This window comes from Bdellovibrio sp. BIS2 (assembly GCF_055398295.1).
Genome location: NZ_AP035879.1, coordinates 1,946,158 through 1,969,858 on the forward strand (window position 1 = coordinate 1,946,158; position 23,701 = coordinate 1,969,858).

Consider the following 23,701-nt stretch of genomic DNA (forward strand, 5'->3'; position numbering starts at 1 on the left):
AAGACTTAGGTCTGGTTAGTGCATATATAAAGTTGTATGGTAATTGGTGAGAACGAAGTTGCTAATCCTTAGCTGTTTCCCTTGAATCCCCCTTAGTCGCCTTTCGGCTTGCCACTATATCTAGTGGTCTCTAATTGGTGACATATCCATATGCCGGGTATCTCTCTCAATTCCGATCTTGTAATTCTTTCGGTGATGTTTCAAGAACAATTTTAAAAATAACGCCGATTTTTTTGTGACGTTGCCCATCAAATAGGCAAAAAAAACTTCCTCTTGACTGAAGTCGCGTGCAAACAAAACTGGCAAGAGGTTGTAATTTTACCTCGTAAAACTAAAGTCCAGTGCTGAAACCTTAAATTTGGGGGCTTAAAGCTGAAATTTCCCTGTACTGATCTTACACAATCTTAAATTGTGTAGAAACTAGGCACGAACTGCGTCTGTTCTTTGTGATTTTTCGAACAAGCGTTTTTGCAATAGCAGGTCGGATTCGTTCAAAGCAGCGAAATTCTGGGACTGATAAGAGCCATGCGCGCGCAAAGAATCAATAATGTGCTGGTGAATGCCCATCTTGTTCCTTGTCCATTCCGGCGCCACAAGCTCATCCCAGCGTGAAGAATAAGCCGCCAGACGGTGCAAAGCCAAACGCGGAGAAAGATGCTGCAGGAACAGCTCCACACGACGTGTGTAGGTGTCTTTGTCAATCGGGCTGAATTCGCCCTTGTGATACATCTCTTCCAAAGGTGTGTTTTTCAAAACGTGCAGATTGTGCAGTTTCACGTTGGTGATCGGCAGATCGTTGCAGATCTTTGCTGTTTCAATGATCTGTTCGTCAGTTTCCGTGGGGCTTCCAAAGATCAAGTGAATACCCAGATCCACCGTCGTGGAAGATGCGATTTTGTGGATAGCCGCGATGGAGTCCTCTGCCGTGTGACCCCGGCGCATGAATTCGAGCTGGTCATTATAGAAGCTCTGCACACCCAGTTCGACGGCCACAAACGACTTTTCGTGATACTCCTGCCACAGGTCCAAAACGGACTTGGAAAGGCAGTCCGGACGGGTGCCCACGGTGAAGCCTTTCACCCAAGGGTAAGACAGCGCCACATCGAAGTTGTTTCTAAGAGCTGACACTTTGGTGAAGGTGTTGGTGTAGGCCTGGAAATAGATCAAAAATGCCTTGGCGTTGTACTTGTTGCTGATAATACCGTGGTATTTTTCGATTTGTGCGCGAAGTTCCATGGAAAGGCTTTCGGCATTGGCGGCCGAACCCCAGACATCACAAAACACGCAAGTCTGCATGCCCTTCAGGCCACGGCGGTTCGGGCAGTCGTCCACGACAGCCACGGGCACCTTATAAACCTTTTCGCCAAAGAGTTTATTGTAGTGCTCACTGATAGTATGATAGGGAACCCCTAACCAGCCTTTTTCCATAGGCACTTTTACAGGTTTATTCTGCGGGAAGTCAATCAAATGAAGTCATGGGCCGATATTGGGTTTGAAATCGAGATCACGGGGGATGAAAGCCCCAGCTTGCATCTGTTGGAGTCCATTGACGGCGCCACGGATCGCGGCGAAACCATGCATCACTCCGGCGGTGCATGCTCGGAGACTTTGATGATCTATGGCGAGCCTGCAAAGCAAGTGCTTCAGAAAGTACAGAAACCTCATTTTCTGGTGGTGGGCCTGGGGCTTGGTTACATTGAATTGGTGATCGCACGTGAGGCTTTGCTTTTGGGAAAAACCGCGGACGATGTGGGCTTGATCACAAGTTATGAAAGTGTGCCTGAGTTGCGTGAGTTTTTCGTTCAGTGGTTGCACGATGATCGCGCGAATCTTCATCCCGAAGTTTTGCAAACCTACGACGGCGTTTTGCAAAGTGTTTGTCGCAACACCGAACTTGATCCGCAAAATCTTAAGTTTTTCTTGAGAAATCATTTTTCGGACGTCGGTAAAATCAGCGGCGCTCTTGATGCGGACGTTGTGCTGGTGTCGAAATATCACTGCATTTTATATGATGCCTTTAGTTCGAAGACCTCTCCGCATTTATGGGAGGAAGAGTTCTTAAACAAGGTTCTGCGCGAGGGGACAGAGGAAAAAAGTCTTCTGACCACCTATGCTTGCAAAGGAAGTTTGAAGCGTGCGCTGAAGGCGCAAGGCTTCGAAGTGATTTTGCGCGAAGGTTTTCAAGGCAAGCGCAACTCCACTTTGGGTCTGAGAAACATCTGAATTTGTAACGTTGGCCGGGCCGAAAAGGCCTTGCTAAATATCATCAATAAATCTTTACTTAGTTATGTCTTTGATTGCGAACGTTTCAGCTTTGCTGCTTTTAACGTCGGTGGCGTCAGCCAAGCCGATTGTGATGGCCACCTTCGCCATTCCTTTGATGGTGGAAAGTCCAGAGAAAGGTCTTTTCGTCAATCTGACCCGTGAAATCGCCAAACGCAATTCCCGAGAAGTTGAAATCCTGGTTTATCCCACAGGGAAAACCCTGCTGGCGTTCACTAACAACAAAGTCGATGGATTCTTCCCGGCTTTGGATGTGTATGTGCCTCAGGCCTCTGCCAAAAGCAGCGCCTTTTACCGCAAGGTGGATTATATCTTCTACAAAAAAGACAAGCCGCTCAGAAGCCTGAAAGACCTTGAAGGGAAAAAAGTCGGTCTGACTTTCCGTTATCCCTATGTCAGAGAACTTATCGGCAACAAGAAAATCCGCTTTGAAATGGCAGCGGATGATGTCTTGAATATGAAGAAGCTGGGGAAGGGTCTGATTGATGCCTTCGTGGTCGAAGAGCGCTCTGGTCTTAAGGCACTGCAACTGAGCGGACAGAAACAGATTGAATTTGACCGGAATCAGCCGTTGTCGGAACAGGTTGTGTACTATGCGTTCCAGGACAACGAAAATGGCAAACGCCTGGCGGATATTTTCTCAAGAACTATAGAGACGATGAAAAAAGACGGCAGCCTCGATCGGGTCCTGACCGAGACTGTCGCCACCACACCTTAGTTATTCCACAGTTCCCAAGCGGATCTCGGCATCAAGGACAATGTATAATTGCGCCTCTTCGCCCAAACTCCACTGCAAATCATAAAGTTCACTTTGGCGAGGGTATTTGGAAATCAAACCTTGCAACAACCCTTGAGCTTCCTGACGGAAGGCACCTTGTGCAGCACGGGACTGTTTTGCCTGAGGCTTCAGGGTTTCCGCGCGGAATCTCCAAAGATCAAGCTGGAAGTTTTCATAGTCATGAAGTCCTGCCCCCAAGCGGGCTGAGATCATATTCAAACGCTCCTGGGCCTCTGTCAGGTCGATATAAGCGATGTCACGCTGACCTGCCATGATGTTTTTGGCAGATCGCAAAACCTTGATACGCGCCCACATAAACTCGTAAGGGAATTCAAACACGCCATCCTGAGCTGCGGTCGCAGACGCTGTTTCAAGCAGCGCCAGAGTGCGATCAAGGCCGGCAATGGTGCTGTGATCCTGTTCGTTGGCGAGATAAGCCTTCACATAGTATTTCATAGAGTCATACCAGGCAGGCTTCGTTGGATCTTCCCACGCTTTGGTGGTTCCCAGAATCTCAACCGGAGCTCTTTGCCCCGGACCCAGCAGGCGGAAGCCGACAAAGTGAGAGCGGTTGGTTGGGTAGGTTTCTGCCACACTCATCCACCACTGCATGCGGCCAGGTTGCATCACGTGCGTCGCTGCCGTGTACAGCTTCGTGGTGGTGCGACCAAAGGATCTTGCGCCCACCAGTTCGTCGGTGTGGCCGCTCAGGCGATTGATCACCCACTGGGCATCAATTTTTCCGAAGTCTTCATTTAGGGTGCGTTCGACATGGGCCAGACGCGCGCGGGTTTCCAGGGTTTTGTTCAGACTGTATTCATAACCTTCCTGACTGGTCTTGCCGCCCAGAAAGTGATTGCTCTGACCCAGGAATTTGTTCTGCGCACGACGAGCCACCACCACGGTGTCGCCGCTCAATTCAATGGAAGCGGATTCATCAGTTTTGGCGTCAGAGATAAAGAACGTCCATGCACCAAAGCCCTTGCGGGTCTGGATCATGGCAATGGCCTCATTAAGGGTGCGTGCTTTCAACAGAACGGAATGCAGCAGGTAAGGGGCGATGTCGGATTCACCACGATCATAGCGAATCTGGGTGCCCTCGGTTTGCAGTTCATGCAAGCTCACAGACAGGCCGTGATTGTTGATACCACTGATGCCGCCGGCATAGTGCAGCCCCGCAGAACCCAGACCGACAGAGGTGGTTCCGTTTTTCTGGCGATTGATCACGATGACCTGTTCAGGTTCATAGAAACCCAGAAGGCCCGTGTCGAAGTTGCGACCATGAAGGAGGGCCCCATCCCTGGAGCTGCTAGCAGATGCACTGATCCCTGTACAACCCATTTTAATGGATCTTAAACCCTGAGCCAGCAACTTGAAGGGCTTGGCCAGAGTGTTCCCGATAAAGTAAGGCGCGCAAGAGGCAAAAACCTTCATGGCTCCTTTGCGGGGGCTTTCATCCATCTGTCTTTGCATGGAATCGGCAAAGATAGAGAATTCCACCATGTAATTGGTTTCTTCAAACGCCGTCCAAGGCACCTGGCTTCCGGCATCTTTCAATCCACGGTGCAGGTTTTTAAGTCCAGTTTTAAATTCATCAGAAACACTGGCGCGATAGTTGTCGATCACGCATTTTTTAATCAACAACAGCTGATCCTGGGACTTTTTGTCCAGTGCTGAAAACGCACGTTCGGTGCGAACCTGAACGCCCTTCAAAACACCAGCTTCGATTTCTTTTTTCAGGAAATAGCCGTGGAAATAAGCGGTCTCAGAAAAACCACCATTCAGGTCCAGCACGTGCACCGATTTGGAAGTGCCCGGAGCCTGACAGACAAAATGCTTTTGGCCTTGCAGTTCATTCTTAAGAACACAGTCGGCAAAGGCAGAGCCGGGAAGTAAAAGAGCCAGGATAAAAAGACGCTTCATAGGATCCCCACAGAAAGATAAATGGAAAAGCAGAAGAAACCGCAGGCAGCCACGATTTCGATTTTTCTTAAGAATTGCTTAATAGGCCCGTGCAGTCTTTTTAATCCCCACAAAAGAGCAAGGAAGCTGACCACGAAGGTCAGAAGATACACGATAACTCCCAGCCACAGGGACTTCGCATCACGCAAGTGAACGAACAAACCTGCATAGATCAAGACCAGATGGAAGTTGGAAAGGGTCAAAGCCAGACTCTTTGCGAATCCCTGATGCGGGATTTCAAGTGACGCTGGCTGCTCTTTGGAAAGCAGAACTTTCAAAGAGTAAGCTGATAGCACCACGGCGGTCATTGCAGTCAGTGTGACCTTAAGCCATTCCTGGTGAAACAACGGGCTTTTTAGCAGGGCCATTGCCAGAAGGATGTAGGCCACATCCCCCAGTAAAAACCCTGCAATCGAGGACCAGGGCCAGGTGCGGCGGGACACCAGGCTGCGAATGATGCTGAAGCTTGCCGGCCCCAGCGCAAACGCTGATAAAAATCCCACTGAAATCATCCACAGAATCATTGTGCAAGTCCTGTCTGTTCCAGGTTGTTGCGGATGAAGCTCAGGTATTCTTCAGCAGTTTCAAACGTGGTTTTCATTTTGAACTGGCCGCGGCTGCGGTTTTTTTCGAAATACGCCTGCAAATAGTCGGCATTCATGATTTGCACTTGGGCCGGCCCCAGAACACCCACCTCACGGCAGTCATGGTAATCACCATTCAGCTTTTGCATCTGCTGATCCAGGGTTTGGGCCAGAACTTCCGGGTTGATGTCGGCATTTTCCGGTACGAACAAGGTCCAAAGATAAGAAGCTTTGCCTTCGTTCAGAACCGGCGAAAGGAAGAAGTGGCGCATATCCACATTCAAAGAGTTTTTGGTGTTCAGATAACAATCCAGGATTTCATCGTCGCTGACTTTTTCCGCCGCCAGGTTCATGCCCGTGGATTTACGACCGACAAATTCGAAAACCAGATCGCCGTTATTCAGGTCAAAGCTGACAACGTCTTTCATGCAATAGTGAATCATTCCGTTGGGAGTGCCCACGTTCAAATAATAAGCCACGCCCATTTCGATCTGGTGCAGGCCGACGTTCTTTTTCGGTCCATTGACCGGAGTGAAGGAATAAATCAGATCCGGGTTCAGGAAGTAACGCTGACGGCCGTTTTCATATTTCTCGTAAGGCAGGCCGATGGCCGCTTCTGTGGCCGCATACACGCCGTAATAGTTCAGTTCATGACCCACCAGGCGGTCAATGCGCTCCTGGTATTGTTTGATCGGGGTGGCTGCGTAAACGAAAACCTTCAGGTTTGGCCAGATTTCGTTGATATGAGTCTTGCCGGTTTTTTGCAAAACCGCCTCAAAGATCGAGATAATGTAAGTAGGGATTCCGCTCACCACTTGAATGTCCTGCTGGATGGATTCGTTGACCAGCATTTCAATCTTTTTATCCCAGTTGGAAATAGCCAGCACCTCCCGGCAAGGGAAGGTGTTCTTGGCCAAAGCCTTTGGAACACGGGTGGACAGAATCCCGGAAATATAACCAAATTTAAAACCATTCTGTGAATACAGATAAGGATCGGAACCAAACGTCAGGCGACCGGCTTTCAGCAGGTTCAGATTGGGCTCCAGAGTGGACAGTTTGCTTGCGATACGCTTTTGCGATTTGATGAACATGCGGATCATGCGCTCATTATAAGGAACACGTTTGGAGTCTTTGCCGGAAGTGCCGGAGGAAAGACCGAAATAATCCGCTTTGTCTTTAAAAAGAATGTCTTTATGGCCTGCGGCAATCATATCGACATAGGGCGCATATTCGTCGTAACCAAAAACCGGAACGTGGTTTACAAATTCTTCGTATGAATGGATATGGGACAAACGCAGATCCTTATAGATGCGTGTGCCCACCATAGAGCGCTTCAGGCTGGCAAAGTTCTTTTCCTGTTTGGCAAGCAGGTCCTGGTGATTCACGGTCATTCTTTGACCGTATGTTTTCAGATACTTTTGACCCAGGGACTGGACAACATGATTCACTGCGAACATAAAATTCTCCTTCGTTGGAATGAAGGCAATCTATTTCGATTTAGAGCCGTTGTCGCTTTAACGCGTTGACAGTAAATGAGGGTTTTTGTCGAATTCGGCGGCTTCCATTGACAGAATTCGGGTGTTTTTGTCAAAATTGCAGGATGGCAACTCAATCGAAGGAAGAAATCTATTTTGCGGTCTGTAACGCTATCCTGAAGATGGAAGTGGCCAAAGGCCATTTACAATGGACCTTGTCTGATATTTCCAGAGAATCCAATGTCACCCGGTCCCTGATTTACTACTATTTCGGTAAAGAGAAGGACAAGGTTCTGGAAGAGGCCTATAAATTCGTCATCTCTCATATCTTCAATATGGAACGGACCAAAACAGTCGGCATTCGCGAGCGTTTGCGCGATGTTTTGCGGGATGTGAAAAACATGCCTTACTTGTTCGTGCTTTATTATCTGGAGAAAAACGCTGGCACCCAGTTTGGCAAGATGATCAATGAGGCCGAGGCTTTGCTGATGAAAGCGATGAAAATCGAGTTCCCGGATTTAAGTGAAATCCAGATTCTGGAAATCTATTTAAAGGAACTTGGGGCCATTGCCTTCCAGTTGCCGCCGGAACGGGTCAATGACCTCTTTGCTGACTACATCAAAAAGAATTAGTCTTCTGCCAGCGCTTTCGGTGTAAAGCGTGCGGCAGTCAGGCCCTGGTCGATCTTGACCTGGGACAGGCCAATCACCGTGGCTCTTTTATTCTGCACATTTTTGATACTGATTTTTGAAGCCCGCATTTTGTTGCCTGCAACCTTTTTGTACCCCGTGAAATCCAGGGTTTTCAGAAGTTTTCCCTGTTTGTCGTAACACTCGACCTTCACCGGCACATAATCCGTGGCGGAAACATAGCTGATGATTTTGGAATAAGACGGGGAGGTCGTGTTCACATCGGATTCAACGATCAGATATTTCTTCCCGCCGATCTCGGCTTCTTTCTTAATAACAGTTTGTACGCCCTGATCGCGATTGAAATCAAAGTCCTCGGTGGAAAGCTCAGACCCCAGAATGCCCCCTTGCCCGGATTCCCCGGTCAGGCGGCGCGTTTGTTTGGTGGAGGGCAGGTAAATCCATTTGTCCTCCTGTTCGCCCTTCAGGGTGGCCAGCAGGGCCGTACCCTTTAAGTCCTGGGGTTTTTGCATGCGCACTAAAAGATAGTGCTCTTTTTTCTGCGGACTGAAACGCCAGATCTTCATCTCGCGGTCCTTGCTGGAACCATCGGCTTCGATGATTTTCATCTTCACCACGAACTGCTCATCCCGGGAACGCAGGCGCTGACTCATTTCCTCTCCCAGTTTTTCTGTCGTCGGAGGCTGGGCGTGAGTTGGAACAGGGGCCATTGCCACAAGTATTGTCAAAAGTATCACTGCGGTTGTTGCCATGACTTTCTCCTTTTTCCACGGTACGGGAGCCAGCAACCAAGGGCAACTTTTCAACAGCGTTGGAAGAAGAATCAAATCCCCCACCAGTCCAGCGAGCATTGACAAAATCATATAGAAGCCAAAGATCCTGTTCATGGCAAAATATGACGCCATAAAGACGGAGAAGCCCGCCAGCAGAATCAGACTTGATATCAGACAAGGGTTTCCTTCACGCCATAAGGTGCGCTCGATTTCCAGCTCTTTGCTGCTGGATTTTTTCTGCATGTATTTAAGACGTTCCAGCAGATAAACCGTATTGTTGAATGCCAGTCCCAGAGCAATCGAGAAAATAATCGCGATGCTGGGTTTGATGGGCGTTTCAGAAATTGCAAGGAAGCCCAGCAGGGCTGCCGGTGGCACCAGGTTCGGAATACACGCTACAATCGCCCAGCGCACGGATCTGAAAACAAAGACCAGCACCAAAGCAATGGCGATCATCGAATGCCAGAAACCAAAGATCAGTTCCTTGGATAGTTCGTTATTTAAGTGATGAATGGTGGATCCCATGCCGGTCACATCCACCTTCATTTGAGGGAACGCGGTCTGGGCCTTTTCACGGATCTGATTCACCACTTCCTGCAGTTGGTTCGAAGGAAGATCAAAGGTGCGAACTGAAATACGTGTATTGGACGAATCTGTCGTCAGGAAGTTCTTAAGCGGACTTGCACTGCTTAATGAGTAAAGGAAAAAGATCTCAGCGGTCGAGGAGCGACTGGCGGGCAGACGGGAATGATGAAGATTTGCCGCGGCCACCAGATCCGGAAGCCCCACAACACTTCCCACGCCATCAATACTGCGCAGTTCAACCAGCAACTGATCCAGACGCGCCAATAATTGAGGTTCATTCCAGGAATCGGAAGGCCCGCGGACTTCAATGTCCACCGGGATCATTCCACCCAGTTCGCGATCGATGGTTTCAGTTGATAGGCGCACCTGATGGTTGGCGGGCAAATCATCAAACAGCCTTGCAGACCAACTGAGTCCCTGGCCTTTGATGGCCAAAGCAGAACACACTAAAATAATTAAAAAGGCCCAGACGCCGGAGCGACGGAACAGATACAGTCCCCAGCGTGCTTTCGCCCACGCCCAGTCACGTGCTTTTGGACCCGGCATAAAGTAAAGCATCGGGAATAGCAGCAATGTGGTGACAATCCAGCCAATGATGATCGCGCCCGCAGCCGTCAAACCGTAGTCCCGAATCAGTGGCACTTTCGTTACCAGCAGACTTAAAAAACCAATCATGGTGGTCGTGGAGGCAAAGAAATTCGTTCCAAAGAGTGCTTTGAAAGTATAGATGACCCGTTCCTGATGTGTCAGGAACGGCTGGCTTTTTTGTTCTTCGGCGTACCTTAAAAGAGTATGAATAACCAAAGAGACCACATCCACGGTGGTCAGAATTGGAATGGTGCTGGAAAGAACAGAGAACGGATATCCGGCAAGTGCCATTGCGGCCAGGACCAGAATGTTGGCACAAAGAATGACCACAAAAGAAATAATCAGAGGCGACCAGTTGGCAAACACCAGACCCAGCACCAGAAAACAGGCAATAAAACCCAGAACAACAAAGTTGCGGATCTCTGTGGTCAGCAAGGCCCCCACATCGGTCTGTACGGCCGGGGTTCCGCCGATTTCAACGTGAGCAAATGGCACCGAGGCCGAGGCGGTCACCGCCAGATTCTGGCGAAGATGCTGCAGCTCTTTGGTGTTCATCGACTTGATGTTCACAATGACTGAGGCCGTGCGCGCGTCTTCGGAGATAAGTGTCGGTGAAATCAGGGGATTGGCCAGGGTTTCCCGTTTCCAGTTTTTTTCCGGCAGATTTTGCAGCAATGGACCTACGCTCAGGCCGTCTTTGTTGTTTACGGCACCTTGGACTGTGGCCAGACTCAGTGTCCCTTTCACGCCAGGAAAGTTTGCCAGCAGATCCGTCAGATTTTTCAGGCTTTCAATCTTGTCTTTGGCAAACCAGGTTTCGCCATCATCCTTCACTTTGGCGGTGATGATAAAGGGCTGAGCTTCAGAAAGCTGAAAGACCTGTTTGGTGTGTTCGTCTCTTTGTAAAAGCGGGTTATCTGTGGGAAGGAACTGCTTCAAACTGTATTGAGTTTGTAAATTCGGAAGCGCGAACAGACTAAGGATGGTGGCGAAAAAAACAAAAAGAAGAGTAGAAATGCAGACTGTTTTGACGGAAACTTTTGAAAATAATTTGGCGATTGTCGTATTTATCATTGGAATGTCTTCTTTCGATTCTGCTTAAAAAAGTTCCTTTAGATTTTTCAGTTGAAGCCGTAACTTAGAAACATGATGTCTGACATGATGAGGAAACGAAGTTCTATGATGACAACAAAACTATCGGCCACGCTACTCACATTCTTAATAACTGTACCCGCACTTTCTAGAACTGTTGTGGAATCAGAGTTTGAGTTGAAACTACCTAGACAATTTCAACAAAGTTTAATTGAAGAAAAGTGGAAAACACTCACGACTCGCGAGTTCTCCGCAAACTGGCAATTTCCTGATCAGCGAGTCGTAAGTCAGGAGATCCCCGTCGACATTAAGGGCATTTCCATCAATATCAAGACCCGCCTTGAAAAACCCTCCTTAAGCGGATCTCAGAGCGCGCTGGAGCTGTCCTCCAAAGGTCTGGCAGCCGAGCTGAAGATTGCAGAGGTCGTGGTGGACCATGTGGTCGAGCGCAACGTCGGGGGCATCATTGGCCGCTTCCGTGTGCAGGCGCAGTGCAAGGACATTGTCCTGAATCTGAAATCCGGCGAAGGTCAGTTTGCAATGAAGGTGACTCCGAATGTGGGAAGCACGCAGGCGGGTGCCAATGTTGATTCCGTGGCGCTTTCCTGGAACCCGGGGGCGTGGGTGGTTGCTGGCAATGTTCAATGCTCCGGTGCCGAGGGTTTTTCCGACATCCTGATGAATGAGGTGACCAAGATCACCAATGACTCGGCCGGCTTCGTTGAACCTCAGAAAGAACTTATCAAAAGCTATGTGCAGAAATACCTCGAAGGTGTGAATTTTGATTTCTCAGGCAGTCGCAAGCTGGTGATGGCTCGTCCGGACATAGAAGTCACAATGTCCGTTCAGGATTTTCAGGATCTGGGAACAGAAGGGCTTCTTGCCAAGGGGATTCTGGAAGTGACATTCACGCGTGTTACTGAGGACTCCCGCAAGACATTGAAGTTGGACAAGGAAACTGCGGCGGCTTCAAGTTCAGCTTCTTTGCGTCTGCCAAAGGACTTTATTAATGTGATGCTGAGCGAAGCTTATAAAGGAAACACGTGGCTGCATCAGATCAGCTCCGGCAAACTTCCGGGTTTTTCCACGATCATGGGTTCACGCTTTGTGCAGTTGTTTATCTGGCCGGAGCTGATGAATTATTCCAAGTCCGCAAAATTCATGTTTGATCTTTATTCTGATAAAGATGTGCAGATCACGGGCGAAGGTGTGCAGTATTCTGTGAAAGCTTCCATGTATGCAAAGATGCGGGCTCCAAAATCCGGTACCTATGTGCCGTTTATGAATTTTTCTTTGCCCTTCGCCTCCAAGGTGACCTTGAAGCTGGATGACGGAAAGGTGCAGGCGAAGTTCGTAAATCCGACGCTGGGAATGACGGGGTCTTACGATTCCACCTATATTTCCCGGTACAGCCCGTCCCGTCGCTTTAAGTCCTCGACGATCCGCGATCGCATCATTGATTCTTTGTGGGGGCAGTCGGTCCGTATGACTTTGCCGGAGATCCCCGTGGCAGAAGGTCTGTCCTTGCAGGTGAATAAACTGCTGACGACAGGATCCTCTGATCTGGTCCTGCAGTTGACGCCGTAAAATCAGAAAGAACGGCTGAGAGACAGGGAATAGGAATCATTTTTTCCATAAACCCCTAAGGGGGTGTCGGCGGATCCCTGAATAAGGTCCGCCGTGGCTGCCAGCACCCAGGCATCAAAGAAACGGCGACTGAGGGAGTACTGCTGATAGGTGCTTCCATGGACGCTGTCATACAATCCTAACAGATTAAATCCCCAGACTTCTTTCCAAGTCAGTCGTCCGCCAGCCATATAGGCGCTGCGGAAAATTTCTGTGATGGAAAGGTTGGAATCATTCTTTTTTTCTGTGTTCACAAAAGAATACTGAAGTATGGCAATCAGAAGTCCGCTTTCCCCCAGATTAAAAGTCTTTTCAAGACCCAGGACATTCTCATTGGTCCATTCCTGCAAGTTGGGATTGTCCTCCAGGCTTTGGGTGTAGCTGCCGACGGCTTTAAAAAGCATATTCCATTGATTCATCACCAATGAAAGACCGCCCTGGCGAATGCGATAGTTGTAGGTGTTCAGCAGCACGTCCGGATCCACATCGATCACCGTCTTTGGTGAAACCTGCACGATGGTGCCTGTCACCACCGGTTCCACAAAAGGAAAGCTGGAGGCGCCTTCATAACCCGTCAGAGCGACGTCGATAAATTCCCCGCGACGCTGCAGACGGAAGGCATAGTTGTTATCCAGGGCATTTCCCAGATTCTTTCTTGATGAATAGTCGTAGCGAAGGTTCTCGGGAAGGTTCAACACCAGATCATTGTCGGCAGTCTGGGGTACAAAGATTTCCCTGGGCAGCCAGCGGCTTTCTGTGCCGGGCAATATGGAACCGCGATTTTGTGGAATATAGACCAACTCCAGCTCCCAGTTTCCCAGGCTTTGTGAATACAACAAAGACAAAGCCCCCAGCTTTCGGCTGCGTAAAGGGTCGAAATACTGTTTGGAGTTTACGATATCCACCGGATTGTAGCCGTCGGTCACACCCCAGGTGAAAAGGTTGTAGCCTGCCTGCAGGGAGGAACTGTCGGTTTGATAGCGGATATAGGCTTCTGATGGATCAAAGAAATAGCGTTCTTCTTCGGAGTTGTTGTTCGGATTGGCTACAAAAACCGGGCGCAGAAAAAAACGCCAGGATTCGAGGTATTTCCAGCGATAGATCGGGATCAGTTCCAAATCATAAAGTTCGGAATTGGTGTCTTCACCGTACTCTTCAGGGTAAACCGTGGCCTCAAGTTTGGAATCCAAATGCAGACTCCACTCTGTCTTGCGGGCGGCAAAGACAGAACAGGGCAGGATGAAAATAGCAAGAAGGGAAAGAAGCCATGACATTCCTGATAGATCATCATAGCACCGGTCTTTTTTCTATTTAAAGAGTCTTGATAGATGGCAGTTTAAACCATGGCAAACTTGCGCACGTATTCGATGATCGAGCTTTTGAATTCTTCCGGCAGCCCCACGAAGCGCAGGCCGGCGTAACCGTCGTTTCCGACATAGACGACTTCGCAAGTCGTGTTGATAGTCACAAACAGGTTCGGACTGGTCAGAGTGCCTTTGAAGCGTTCGCCAATTTGCAGGTTTTGGGCATCATTCACTCCCAAGCCCCCTTCGCTGATGGAAATAACCCGGCAACTGAATTCGCCTTTGGGGCTTTCACAAGCAAGGGTTCCCACCATCGGTACGCGGGGATGCGATCTGCGGCTGATGCCCAGATCGTCAACAATGCGGGGGATGGAATAGATTTCCTTCCACACATTCGAGTTATCAGAACAGACATCAACGGCGGAATAGTCAGTCATGCCTTTAAGGAATGAAATCAGGGCGGAGTACTTCATCGGCGGATGGTCCTTGCCTTCCACGCGAACTTTCCAAAGTGCTTCGGGTTCGTTGGCGGCAATTGCCACCTGACTTGAATCCTTCAGTGACTGACGCCACTTGATCGGAGTCATCCATTCGCTTTGACCGCGACCCCAGATCTGGGCTTCTTTGGCAGAGGCCACACGGGATTCCACTTCCTGAACATCGAAAGGGCCGTTGACCTGTCCATCCGTAAGCACGAACCAGTTTTTTGGATTCACGATGAAGCTCCTCGCAGTTGAGTCTTGTGTTTTATTACAGCGAAAGGTATATGACTTTGTCTAGGAGAATTACTCATGAAATATATCATCGCCGGCACAGACCGTCCCGATTCCAACACACTTAAAGTTTCCAAAATCATCCAGGGAATCTACAAGGATTTGGGCGAGGCTGTTGAAATCATCGATCTGAAAGAACTAAAGCAGCATCTGCATGACGACATTCACTATGGAAAACCTTCTGAAGCTTTGCAGCCATACTTGAACAAGGTTCTTGGCAGCGACGGCCTGATTGTAGTGTGTCCGGAATACAATGGCTCTATGCCGGGCATTCTGAAGTACTTCATTGATCACTTGAAGTTCCCAGAGTCTTTCGAGTACCGTCCGGTTTGTTTTGTGGGTTTGGGTGCGATGTTTGGAGCCCTTCGTCCGGTGGAGCATTTGCAAGGTGTTTTCGGATACCGCAATGCTTTTATCTTCCCAGAGCGTGTGTTTATGATGAATGTCTTTAAGATCATCAATGCCGAAGGCAAGCTGACGGACGAGCTGATGATGTCCTTGTTGGTCAAGCAAGCCAAAGGATTCCAGAAGTTCGCAGCGGCCCTAAAAGCCTATAAACTGGATGCGAACTCGTTTATTGAGAGTAAGAAGTCGACGTAGGTTGTCGGCTGGCGATCAATCTGTCATGAACGCGGCCCTCAAAATAGATCAATCCTAAGATCAAGAGGGCTGCCAAAAACCATTTCGAGCGAAAAAGCGCATTCCGTGCCATGCTTCTATGGTCTCAAAAAGCCCAAAATAAAGGCAACTGAACTTCCTGTAATGTAGTCGATGCGCGTCAAATCTTCATGGGGACTGCTGACAACGGTAGGGATCTTATCTAGACTAAAACCTTGTTTCGACAACTTAGACGGGGTCTTTTCTATCGAAAATCCGGGTCATCAAAAAAATAATTCCAATGTTTTAATGCTCGCTTTAGGCGCCCTTGGTGTGGTGTTTGGGGATATCGGTACGAGTCCTCTGTATGCATTGAAAGAGTGTTTCGGTCACTATGGTCTGGCGCCCACGCCAGAGAACGTGATCGGCATCCTGTCTTTGATCTTCTGGACGCTGGTTCTTGCAATCTGCATCAAGTACATGGCGTTTGTCTTAAGAGCGGACAATAAAGGCGAAGGAGGAATTCTTTCCTTGATGGCCTTGGCGGTGCGCAGTCAACACTCTAAAGACGTTTCACGCAGGCGCTGGACTATGACCATCATCGGTTTGTTCGGAGCGGCCTTGCTTTACGGTGATGGTATCATCACCCCGGCGATCTCGGTGCTGTCGGCGATGGAAGGTCTGACCTTGGTTGCCCCCCAGTTTGGTCCTTACATCATTCCGCTGACTATTTTTGTGATGAATGCCCTGTTTCTGATGCAGAAATACGGCACGGCTCGTATTGGCGTCATCTTTGGTCCGATTCTTTTGATCTGGTTCACGGTGCTGGGGCTTTTGGGTATTCGCGGAATGGCGAAAAACCTGCATGTCTTTGAAGCTTTGTTGCCTCATCATGGAGTTGAGTTCCTGATGAACAATGGCATGGCAGGTTTCCTGGTACTGGGCTCTGTGTTCCTGGTTGTGACCGGGGGCGAGGCTTTGTATGCGGATATGGGGCACTTCGGAAAACGCCCGATTCGTCTGGCGTGGTTCTTCGTGGCTTTGCCGGCGTTGGTGCTGAATTATTTCGGCCAGGGGGCTTTGCTTCTGAATAATCCGGAAGCGGTTTCGAATCCCTTCTATATGTTGGCGCCAAAGTGGGCTTTGTTGCCGATGGTCTTGCTTTCCACGATGGCTACGGTTATTGCGTCTCAGGCGTTGATCACCGGCGTGTTTTCCATCACTCGTCAGGCAATCCAGTTGGGGTTCTGTCCGCGTGTGAACATCATTCACACCTCCAGTCAGGAGATCGGACAGATCTATATTCCTATCGTGAACTGGGCGATGTTTATCGGGGTGATCTGGCTGGTCTTGACCTTTAAAACCTCCAGCAATCTGGCAGCGGCGTACGGAATTGCTGTGACCGGAGCGACAACGATCACTACGATCCTGGCCTTCGAAGTGGCTCGTCAAAAATGGAAGTGGAGTCTTTTGAAATCTTCCGCAATCTTTGGCAGCTTCCTGGTGATGGACTTGGCATTCTTTGGTGCTAACGTTCATAAGATCCCGCACGGTGGTTGGGTGCCGCTGGTGATTGGTGCGATCATTTACCTGTTGATGACGACCTGGCAAAAAGGGCGCCAGATTCTGTTCCGACGTCTTAAAGAGCGCTCGATGCCGATTGAGGACTTCTGTCAGAAGCTTCTGCGTGAACCGCCATTGCGTGCTCCGGGGACGGCGATATATATGGCGGGTGACCCGTGGGGTGTGCCTGCGCCATTGCTTCACAACATGAAACATAACAAGGTCCTGCATCAGCGCGTGGCCATTTTGACGATTCAGACCAAAGAAGTGCCGTTTGTTTCCAAGCGCGATCGTATTTCCATTCAGGAAGTCATTCCAAATATCTACCGCATTATTGCGAACTACGGCTTTATGGAAATCCCCAAGATGAAACATATTCTTGAGGCCTGCCGTCAGCGTGATATCAACTTCAATGTGAATGAAACGACATTTGTGCTGGGGCGAGAAACTATCATCGCGGAAAAAGGACCGAACCGTCCGGGCGAAACAGGTATGGCGCACTGGCGTGAACGTCTGTTTGCAATCATGTCCAAGAATGCCCAGCGCCCGACAGCGTTCTTCCGCATTCCGCCAAATCAGGTGATCGAAGTGGGAATTCAGGTCGAGATCTAATCCTCATGGAGCAGACGCACCACCTGCTCCCGGACATTCATGCCGTCCTTATAACCAATTTCAATCAGGTCAGCGGAATAGGATTTTTCAAACAGCAGAAAGCTTGCGATCTCGCTGGCTTCCTGCAAAGTCCCCAGGCCCCGCAGAAGATAACGGATCATGGGTGGCAGTTTTTCGGTTTTCATTGAGGCGACCTCGCCCAGATCCACCGATGGTGAAATCCATAAGTGTTTCACGGGCTTTACCGACACATGTTCAAGCTCACTGGCAGAGATTTTCTGCAGGTTTAAATTAATCCTTTCAAGTCGCTCGATGTCGGCCTCCAGACCATCCATCATGACGGTGTTCAGAATCACGCTGACAATCCGGGCGATGGAGGGGGCTTCTTTGGTGTTCACCTGTTTTGAGGCGTAACAAATATCTTGTTTCTTGCGCACACCAATGGCGATCAGTTTTCGCGCTCCCATGTAGATGGCTGGTGCGCATGGGGACTGATTGCGTATGCTGCCATCCCCAAAAAACCGTCCATCCACTGTCGTGGGCGGAAACAGCAGGGGGATGGACGCTGATGCCATCACATGATCGGCGGTGATTTTTCCGGCAAGGCCCACTTTGCGCACGCGGGTCCAGGTGGGGATCTTTTCCTCTCCTTGAATAAAAGTGACTGTGGAAGTGGTGAAATAGTCCAAAGCCGAAACCGCCACGGCCCGGAATCTTTTGGCGTCGATGTTTTTTTGAATGTTATTGAAATCACAATTTTTTCGGATCAACTCATACAGAGGCTTGGTTTCCAGCAGCGAGCGATGAGGAGAGGACTTTTTCATTCCCCCCAGGGACAGATCCATCAACCATTGTATGCCCCCTTTGGATAAAGAAAAAATATCGCTGACATAAACCTGCTCCGCACTGATGCCTGTCCAGAGTTCAGTCAGCTTGGCGGTGGCGCTGCCGATATGGCAGTTGTCGGCGGTGGTTAAAAAGGCCGTGTTGATAGCACCTGCGCTGACGCCGGTGTAATAGGAAAACGGATAGGCGATGCCCTCCTGGCGACTGATCTCTGCCAGGGCATTGATGACTCCGGCTTGATAGGCTCCGCGTGCTCCGCCTCCGGATAAAACAAGACCGAGGGATGACAAGGGGGCCCCCTTTCTTTTGTCTTTGATTTTAAGAGACATTAGGGGGCGCGGACAGACGTTTTCTGGACTTGCAGAAAAATACAGATAAGCGATACTGAACTCGAACAAGGCCACAGTAATCTTTATTCGGTTGCTGGTCCCATTGAAGGGAAACCTGCCTTGTAAAAGGGAGTCAGAGCGACTCCCTTTCTAATTTCTGCATTCAAAGAAATTCATAAAGATCCCATAAAATTCCAAATGAAATTTAACTGAAAACTCCACCTTGAATATTTCCCGAATACTAAGGACTGCATTGAATGCAGGGGGCTCCAAAAGTCCTGCCGATTGGATTTTGGGAGGGGTTTTCTTTTCTGTGTTGATCTCTGTTACATTATGCGGGAAAGTTTTGATGGTTAACAGTGATGTTAAACAACGGGAATTGCGAAGGAGAAAATGCAATGTTTAAAACTGTTTTTGCTGCGTTCGTATTGGTAGCTGCTGCTCATGCACAAGCGGCAGATGTTTATAAAATTGATACTAAGGCCAGCACTGTGGCATGGAAAGGCACCAAAAAAATGGGCGACGCCCACAATGGTGGCATTTCTGTGAAAGAAGGCCAGGTGACGGTTGATAAAGGTCAATTGACGGGTGGTAACGTGGTTGTTGATATGACGACGATTACAAACGAAGACGTGAAAGATGCAGGCTACAACAAAAAGCTTGTAGGTCACTTGTCCACTGAAGATTTCTTCAACGCAGGCAAGTTCCCGACGTCCACTTTCAAAATCACTTCCGTAACTCCATCCAAAAACAAAGGTGAAGTACTGGTAAAAGGTGATTTCACAATGATCGGTGGCACACACCCGATTGAGTTCCCTGCGAAAGTGACTGTTGATAAAGGTGTTGCAACTGGTGAAGCTGTTGTGAAAATCGACCGCACTAAATGGGGTCTGAAATACGGTTCTGGCAACTTCTTCAAAGAACTTGCTGGTGACAAGATCATCAACGACGAGTTCGAACTGACTTTGAAACTTGTTGCGAAAAAATAGTTTTCTTTAATAAAGACAAACGTAAAAAGGCATCACGAAACCCGTGATGCCTTTTTTTTATCAGTTGAACACGAACTGACCGGCCTCGTGCTTTTTGTGGGGCACTTTTTCTCCGCGCATTTCCTGTACGCTGACTTCTATGGTTTCACACATCTGATTTAATGCCAGATCATTGTCTTCGGTGCCAAAGGGCTCTTCGATCTGATTCACGATCGCATCCAAAGCCATGAACGTATAAGCCACAAAGGTGCAGATCGCCGGGGTCATCCAGCCAATGCTGTCCATCAGTCCAAAGGGCAAAAGCACACAGTAAATGTAGACAGTGCGGTGCAAAAGCACAGCGTAAGGATAAGGAATGGGCGTGTTGGCAATGCGCTCGCATCCCCCGACAATGTCCGACATGTCATTCAGATTCTTATCAAACATCCCGGCCGTGATGCTGTCCAGCCGTCCGGCCTCCTTTTGATCCTGAACCCACTGTCCCAGATGACGAAGCAGGATCGCCGCCTTGTATTCAGCCTGTGACAATTCGTTGGCCAACTGGGGAACCAGGCGTTTCAGATCGGCGGTGGCGTCTGTTTTTCGCAACTGGTGTTTTGTGCAATAAGCAAAAGCGATGAGCAACTGAAGAAACTTGCGGCTTTCCGCGTGATTGGCGTCAAGACCTGTGAATGTCAGCGCCTGCCGGCTTAAGGAACGGGACACATTCAGCAGGGCTCCCCACAGCTTGCGACCCTCCCAGAAGCGGTCATAGGCCGCCGAATTGCGAAAGCCAAGAAAGATCGCCAGCGCGATCCCCATCAAAGTAAAAGGTGTGGGATTCAGTGAAACCTTCACCGAAAAGAACACGCCATGGAAGTAAATCACCAGAGCTGAAAGAATGAAAATAAAAATCAGACGTGGCAGGATTTCGGGCAGAACCGAACCCTTCCACACCAGCAGCATTTTAAACCAGTTGTATTTGGGCCGAATGACCATTGTGAGCACCTCGATGGAATAAGCCTAGGCCTCCGGGGATTATCTGTCAAAGAGCTGGGCGACAGGGAGCGCAAAGTGTTCGAACCGGGGTGGAGTGTTTTATCCTGAGACGCGTTTCAAGGTGAGAATAAGGAAGGATTTCCCGCAGTTCTGCGGTTCTTGATTGTGGCGAAGGCTTTGCACTTTCATCGTTTGTTCAGCGAACAAGGAGTGGCTTATGACGAAAACAAAAATGATCTTTGCAGCTTTGCTCGCAGGCAGTCTGATGATGACCGCCTGTGCGAAGAAGGATTCTGAATTTGCCGCGCGCTATGCGAAAAACAAAATGGGTGCAAGTGTTGTTGATGGCGCCAAAACCCAGGAGGCCGGAGAGCAGGCTGCGGCTCAGGGCCTGGAGGCCGACATCGTCGGAGTCAAAAGATACTGGACTCCACAAGGACAGCCAGGTCCCCGCGTGGTCATGGCCACCATCCTGATCAACAACACCGAGTTCCCTGTGACCAGTCATCACTATAGCACCGAAATCGTGGATGGCAGTGTGGATGTGAATGGATACAACATTCGCTATCACGCCATGTGTGGAAATGACGAGTGCAATCCTTACTATGCCGCGATGGAGGTCTATCAGAACGGGCGCATCGTGATTCAGGAGGGCATCCGTATTTACTTTGATAAGACCAAGCCTGAGCATCAGGATCTTTATCAGTGGCTGTCTCCGGGCAATGAGCTTCCTTTGTTGGGCTCAAGTCAGACAGATCCTCGCGGGATGGTGGGGTATCTTAATCAGGCCGTCACCGGTGGCAGTTCTTCCAGCCTGATCAAATAAGAACTCGAAGAACAGACTATTTATAGGAAGAGTCGCGCAAGGCACTCTTCCTTTTTTCGTTTTGAATCTCCAGATCCAGCAGTTCCGATAAAAGGTTATGGCGGCTTTTCACCTGGCTGTCGATCTTGGCCAGACGGGTGGCGAGGTTGTTAAACAGCCGTTCGATCTCGGAATCGTTTTCCAATCGGCCTTCCTCTTCTTTGATCTCTTCAATTAGACGCTCGACGATAAAAAGAGCCCCATTGAGGTTGACTCCGACATCATGCAGAAAAGCCCGTTCCCGGGTGAGTTCTTGAGCATCGGCCATAAAAACCTCCTTCATAAGAGTATTCAAATCTCGGATGAGGGCTGCAACTTGTAGGTTTACATGGGCCAAAGTGGCACTGAATTTTCTTCAGGGGCCGCTGTCATTTGAACAAGATGAAAGTGTAATGATACAAAAGGATACCACCTCATAATGGCAAAAATGTCCTCAAATCAAAATTAAGCGATACTGATGGAAAGATTTTTTAAATATCAGTCAAGATTTGCTTTGCCGCTCGACCAAAGACGTGGCACCTTACTTGCTTATTGGCCTATGTGGCTCCAAATTGGGACCATTTTTGGCAAAAAGGATCTGGGGGGATAGTCCGGGGTCCGAAACAGATAGTGATTCGAAATTAGAGTTTAAAAATTAAACGTCGAAAGACGGAAAAGAAAAAAGAAACATAATTAACCATATTGAAAGGGAAAACAGTGAAAACACAAATTTTGATGTCACTGATTTTGGCGGGGTCTTTGGTTTCTGTTGCTGCTCAGGCAGAAGAACAAAACCAAAATGCAAACACTAGCACTGTAAAAGTGTCTGATGTTCAAAAGTCTGAAGAGAAAAAAGAAGACATCGATCAGGAGATCACGAATGCTCGTATGCGTTCTGAGCTTGGTTCCAAGTCTCAATGGTCTTTCAAATCCAGCCTTGGTTACAACGGCGGCTCTTTGCAAAAACCTTTCGATTCTATCCGTCCTAACTACCGCGCTTCTGCGACAATCGAGTCTTTGACTGCTTTGTCCGGTAACGTGGGTGTGAACTACCGTGTATCCAAAGGTGGTAACCTTTCTTTCGGTACTGGTGTAGTTATCATGGCTCCACTTGAAGGTGACATCACTAAGGATTTCCAAGATCCACGCGCTTCCAGAAAAGGTGCTGATGTAAAACGTACTCAAGTGTCCACTCCATACATGGACTACAGCCACGGTTACCGTGCAATGGACATGCAGATGATCTCCAGCGTGACTTACTCTCACTACACTGAAGAAGATCAAACTGATTACTACAACCTGATGGGCAACCTGTCTGTAAGCCAAACTGTGCTTGCTGACTTCGGTGATTCCAAATGGCAAGGTGGTTTGTCTTTGTCTCTAGATAAAGATATCGCTAAAGGTTCTTTCAACGTTCCAGGCGATTTGCGCTATGACTACGGCGTGGGCTTGTTCCCATTTGCTGAGTACGCTTTCAACGACGACTACTCTTTCAGAACAGTATTTGGTTACTTCCAATTTGCTAAGTACGAAGACAGCGGCGATTTGATCCAAATGGAACCATACCAGTCTGTTGGTGTTGGTATCTCCGTTACTCGTGACATCTACGTTTATCCAAACGTACAGTTCACTCCTAAAGATGTTCGTGCTGACAGAACAAACGTAGCAGTTTCTGCTAACTTGAACTTGTTCTAATTCCCCACGGAAATTAGGAAAACTAAAAGGCTGCCCCTCGGGGTGGCCTTTTTTATTTCTTAAACATAAAGACGTTCATCTTGGACGTTTCGGAAAATAAAAAACCCGCCTTTGTGAGCGGGTTTTGTTTTTTTATGATTTATAGTTGAGCAGTGACAGTGGGCAGAAGTGGAAGCGGGTCAATGGGACCCCGGTCCTTTCTGACTTCAAAGTGCAGGTGGACCCCGGTGGCGCGTCCTGTGCGGCCCATGGCGCCGACAACCTCGCCCTGGCGAACCTTCTGTCCTTCAGAGACCAGGATCTTGTCAAAGTGGGCATACAGCGTTGCCCAGCCGTTGCCAGACTCGATCAGAACCATTTTTCCATATCCCCGGAACTCACGACCCGCATAGATCACGGTGCCAGCCTGAGAAGCCAAAATAGGCGTTCCTTTAGGTGCTGCCAGATCAATACCCAGATGCGGGCGGCGTTTGTTAGGTAAAAAACCACGGGTCATACGTGCGCGATCCACAGGCCAATCAAACGTCAAAGAAGACGATTCAATCAAGCGCGGGTTGTGGTCGGAGGCTGCTACCCGGGTGTTAGACCCGTTGGGCGCCAGATATTCGCGTGAAAGGGGTGTGTGAAAAGTCGTACAGGAACCCAAAGTTCCCAACGTGGCAATGCATCCTGCAATTTTAACGAGCTGATTCCATCCTGGTGTCATGGATTGAGTATACGACATAAGCCCTTGGATCCAAAGAATTTTTTGACCAAAGGCCAGCTTAAAATAAAG

20 protein-coding genes are annotated in these 23,701 nt (G+C 48.9%); 9 read left to right on the forward strand and 11 right to left on the reverse strand.

Going from position 1 to position 23,701, the window contains the following annotated elements:
- Nucleotides 1-420 precede the first annotated feature (420 nt).
- The gene (gene mnmL / locus ACZ520_RS09395) at nucleotides 421-1,428 is read right to left on the reverse strand and encodes a tRNA modification radical SAM protein MnmL/YtqA (RefSeq protein ID WP_232468508.1); all 1,008 of its coding nucleotides are present in this window, start codon (nucleotides 1,426-1,428) and stop codon (nucleotides 421-423) included.
- Nucleotides 1,429-1,467: 39 nt separating this feature from the next.
- Here mnmL and ACZ520_RS09400 point away from each other — a divergent pair, with 39 nt between their 5' ends.
- A complete protein-coding gene (locus ACZ520_RS09400; RefSeq protein WP_464125167.1) occupies nucleotides 1,468-2,223 on the forward strand; it encodes an MnmC family methyltransferase in 756 nt (251 codons plus the stop codon).
- 64 nt (nucleotides 2,224-2,287) lie between these two features.
- On the forward strand, nucleotides 2,288-3,001 hold the full coding sequence (locus tag ACZ520_RS09405) for a substrate-binding periplasmic protein (protein WP_374030245.1): 714 nt from the start codon (nucleotides 2,288-2,290) through the stop codon (nucleotides 2,999-3,001).
- On the opposite strand, the gene ACZ520_RS09410 is transcribed toward ACZ520_RS09405, so the two are convergent.
- From ACZ520_RS09410 to ACZ520_RS09420, 3 genes are read right to left on the reverse strand one after another with little or no spacing between them, the layout of a single operon-like run.
- Nucleotides 3,002-4,984: a C45 family autoproteolytic acyltransferase/hydolase gene (locus tag ACZ520_RS09410; RefSeq protein WP_464125170.1), complete on the reverse strand. Its 1,983-nt coding sequence runs from the start codon at nucleotides 4,982-4,984 to the stop codon at nucleotides 3,002-3,004.
- Nucleotides 4,981-5,547 carry a LysE family transporter gene (locus tag ACZ520_RS09415; RefSeq protein ID WP_464125172.1) on the reverse strand — a complete coding sequence of 189 codons (567 nt, stop codon included), beginning with the start codon at nucleotides 5,545-5,547 and terminating at the stop codon, nucleotides 4,981-4,983. The genes ACZ520_RS09410 and ACZ520_RS09415 overlap by 4 nt, the downstream gene beginning before the upstream one ends.
- Entirely contained in the window at nucleotides 5,544-7,064 is a 1,521-nt protein-coding gene (locus ACZ520_RS09420) for a GH3 family acyl-acid amido synthetase (RefSeq protein ID WP_416480619.1), read from the reverse strand. Before ACZ520_RS09420 ends, ACZ520_RS09415 begins: the two co-directional genes overlap by 4 nt.
- A 143-nt stretch (nucleotides 7,065-7,207) precedes the next feature.
- Here ACZ520_RS09420 and ACZ520_RS09425 point away from each other — a divergent pair, with 143 nt between their 5' ends.
- Nucleotides 7,208-7,714 (forward strand): TetR/AcrR family transcriptional regulator, encoded by a 507-nt coding sequence (locus ACZ520_RS09425; protein WP_232468506.1) that lies wholly within the window; start codon nucleotides 7,208-7,210, stop codon nucleotides 7,712-7,714.
- On the opposite strand, the gene ACZ520_RS09430 is transcribed toward ACZ520_RS09425, so the two are convergent.
- The gene (locus ACZ520_RS09430) at nucleotides 7,711-10,617 is read right to left on the reverse strand and encodes an outer membrane lipoprotein-sorting protein (protein WP_464125175.1); all 2,907 of its coding nucleotides are present in this window, start codon (nucleotides 10,615-10,617) and stop codon (nucleotides 7,711-7,713) included. The two genes, ACZ520_RS09425 and ACZ520_RS09430, sit on opposite strands and share 4 nt — an antisense overlap.
- A 330-nt stretch (nucleotides 10,618-10,947) precedes the next feature.
- On the opposite strand from ACZ520_RS09430, the gene ACZ520_RS09435 reads away from it, so the two are divergent.
- Nucleotides 10,948-12,357 (forward strand): hypothetical protein, encoded by a 1,410-nt coding sequence (locus ACZ520_RS09435; RefSeq protein WP_464125177.1) that lies wholly within the window; start codon nucleotides 10,948-10,950, stop codon nucleotides 12,355-12,357.
- Nucleotides 12,358-12,359: 2 nt separating this feature from the next.
- Here ACZ520_RS09435 and ACZ520_RS09440 read toward each other — a convergent pair whose 3' ends face one another.
- Nucleotides 12,360-13,670, reverse strand: a complete 1,311-nt coding sequence (locus tag ACZ520_RS09440) for a hypothetical protein (protein WP_464125179.1) — start codon at nucleotides 13,668-13,670, stop codon at nucleotides 12,360-12,362.
- 62 nt (nucleotides 13,671-13,732) lie between these two features.
- On the reverse strand, nucleotides 13,733-14,416 hold the full coding sequence (locus ACZ520_RS09445) for a PilZ domain-containing protein (RefSeq protein ID WP_464125181.1): 684 nt from the start codon (nucleotides 14,414-14,416) through the stop codon (nucleotides 13,733-13,735).
- 75 nt (nucleotides 14,417-14,491) lie between these two features.
- On the opposite strand from ACZ520_RS09445, the gene ACZ520_RS09450 reads away from it, so the two are divergent.
- Together ACZ520_RS09450 and ACZ520_RS09455 are read left to right on the forward strand one after the other, a co-directional pair.
- Nucleotides 14,492-15,073, forward strand: coding sequence for an NADPH-dependent FMN reductase (locus ACZ520_RS09450; RefSeq protein WP_464125183.1), 582 nt, complete (start codon nucleotides 14,492-14,494; stop codon nucleotides 15,071-15,073).
- Nucleotides 15,074-15,379: 306 nt separating this feature from the next.
- The gene (locus tag ACZ520_RS09455) at nucleotides 15,380-17,245 is read left to right on the forward strand and encodes a potassium transporter Kup (protein ID WP_464125185.1); all 1,866 of its coding nucleotides are present in this window, start codon (nucleotides 15,380-15,382) and stop codon (nucleotides 17,243-17,245) included.
- Here the strand turns inward: ACZ520_RS09455 and ACZ520_RS09460 are convergent.
- Entirely contained in the window at nucleotides 17,242-18,381 is a 1,140-nt protein-coding gene (locus tag ACZ520_RS09460; RefSeq protein WP_416480615.1) for a patatin-like phospholipase family protein, read from the reverse strand. The genes ACZ520_RS09455 and ACZ520_RS09460 overlap by 4 nt on opposite strands.
- A gap of 437 nt (nucleotides 18,382-18,818) precedes the next feature.
- Here ACZ520_RS09460 and ACZ520_RS09465 point away from each other — a divergent pair, with 437 nt between their 5' ends.
- Nucleotides 18,819-19,409, forward strand: a complete 591-nt coding sequence (locus ACZ520_RS09465; protein ID WP_088565238.1) for a YceI family protein — start codon at nucleotides 18,819-18,821, stop codon at nucleotides 19,407-19,409.
- A 60-nt stretch (nucleotides 19,410-19,469) separates the two neighbouring features.
- Here the strand turns inward: ACZ520_RS09465 and ACZ520_RS09470 are convergent, their stop codons facing one another.
- Nucleotides 19,470-20,387 carry a bestrophin family protein gene (locus ACZ520_RS09470; protein ID WP_464125188.1) on the reverse strand — a complete coding sequence of 306 codons (918 nt, stop codon included), beginning with the start codon at nucleotides 20,385-20,387 and terminating at the stop codon, nucleotides 19,470-19,472.
- A gap of 217 nt (nucleotides 20,388-20,604) precedes the next feature.
- On the opposite strand from ACZ520_RS09470, the gene ACZ520_RS09475 reads away from it, so the two are divergent.
- Entirely contained in the window at nucleotides 20,605-21,213 is a 609-nt protein-coding gene (locus ACZ520_RS09475) for a hypothetical protein (protein ID WP_088565236.1), read from the forward strand.
- Between the two features lie 16 nt (nucleotides 21,214-21,229).
- Here ACZ520_RS09475 and ACZ520_RS09480 read toward each other — a convergent pair whose 3' ends face one another.
- Entirely contained in the window at nucleotides 21,230-21,520 is a 291-nt protein-coding gene (locus ACZ520_RS09480) for a hypothetical protein (protein ID WP_088565235.1), read from the reverse strand.
- A 428-nt stretch (nucleotides 21,521-21,948) separates the two neighbouring features.
- Between ACZ520_RS09480 and ACZ520_RS09485 the strand changes: the two genes are divergently transcribed.
- Nucleotides 21,949-22,926: a hypothetical protein gene (locus ACZ520_RS09485; protein ID WP_088565234.1), complete on the forward strand. Its 978-nt coding sequence runs from the start codon at nucleotides 21,949-21,951 to the stop codon at nucleotides 22,924-22,926.
- A 139-nt stretch (nucleotides 22,927-23,065) separates the two neighbouring features.
- On the opposite strand, the gene ACZ520_RS09490 is transcribed toward ACZ520_RS09485, so the two are convergent.
- Nucleotides 23,066-23,632, reverse strand: coding sequence for a M23 family metallopeptidase (locus ACZ520_RS09490; protein WP_416480614.1), 567 nt, complete (start codon nucleotides 23,630-23,632; stop codon nucleotides 23,066-23,068).
- Nucleotides 23,633-23,701 lie beyond the last annotated feature (69 nt).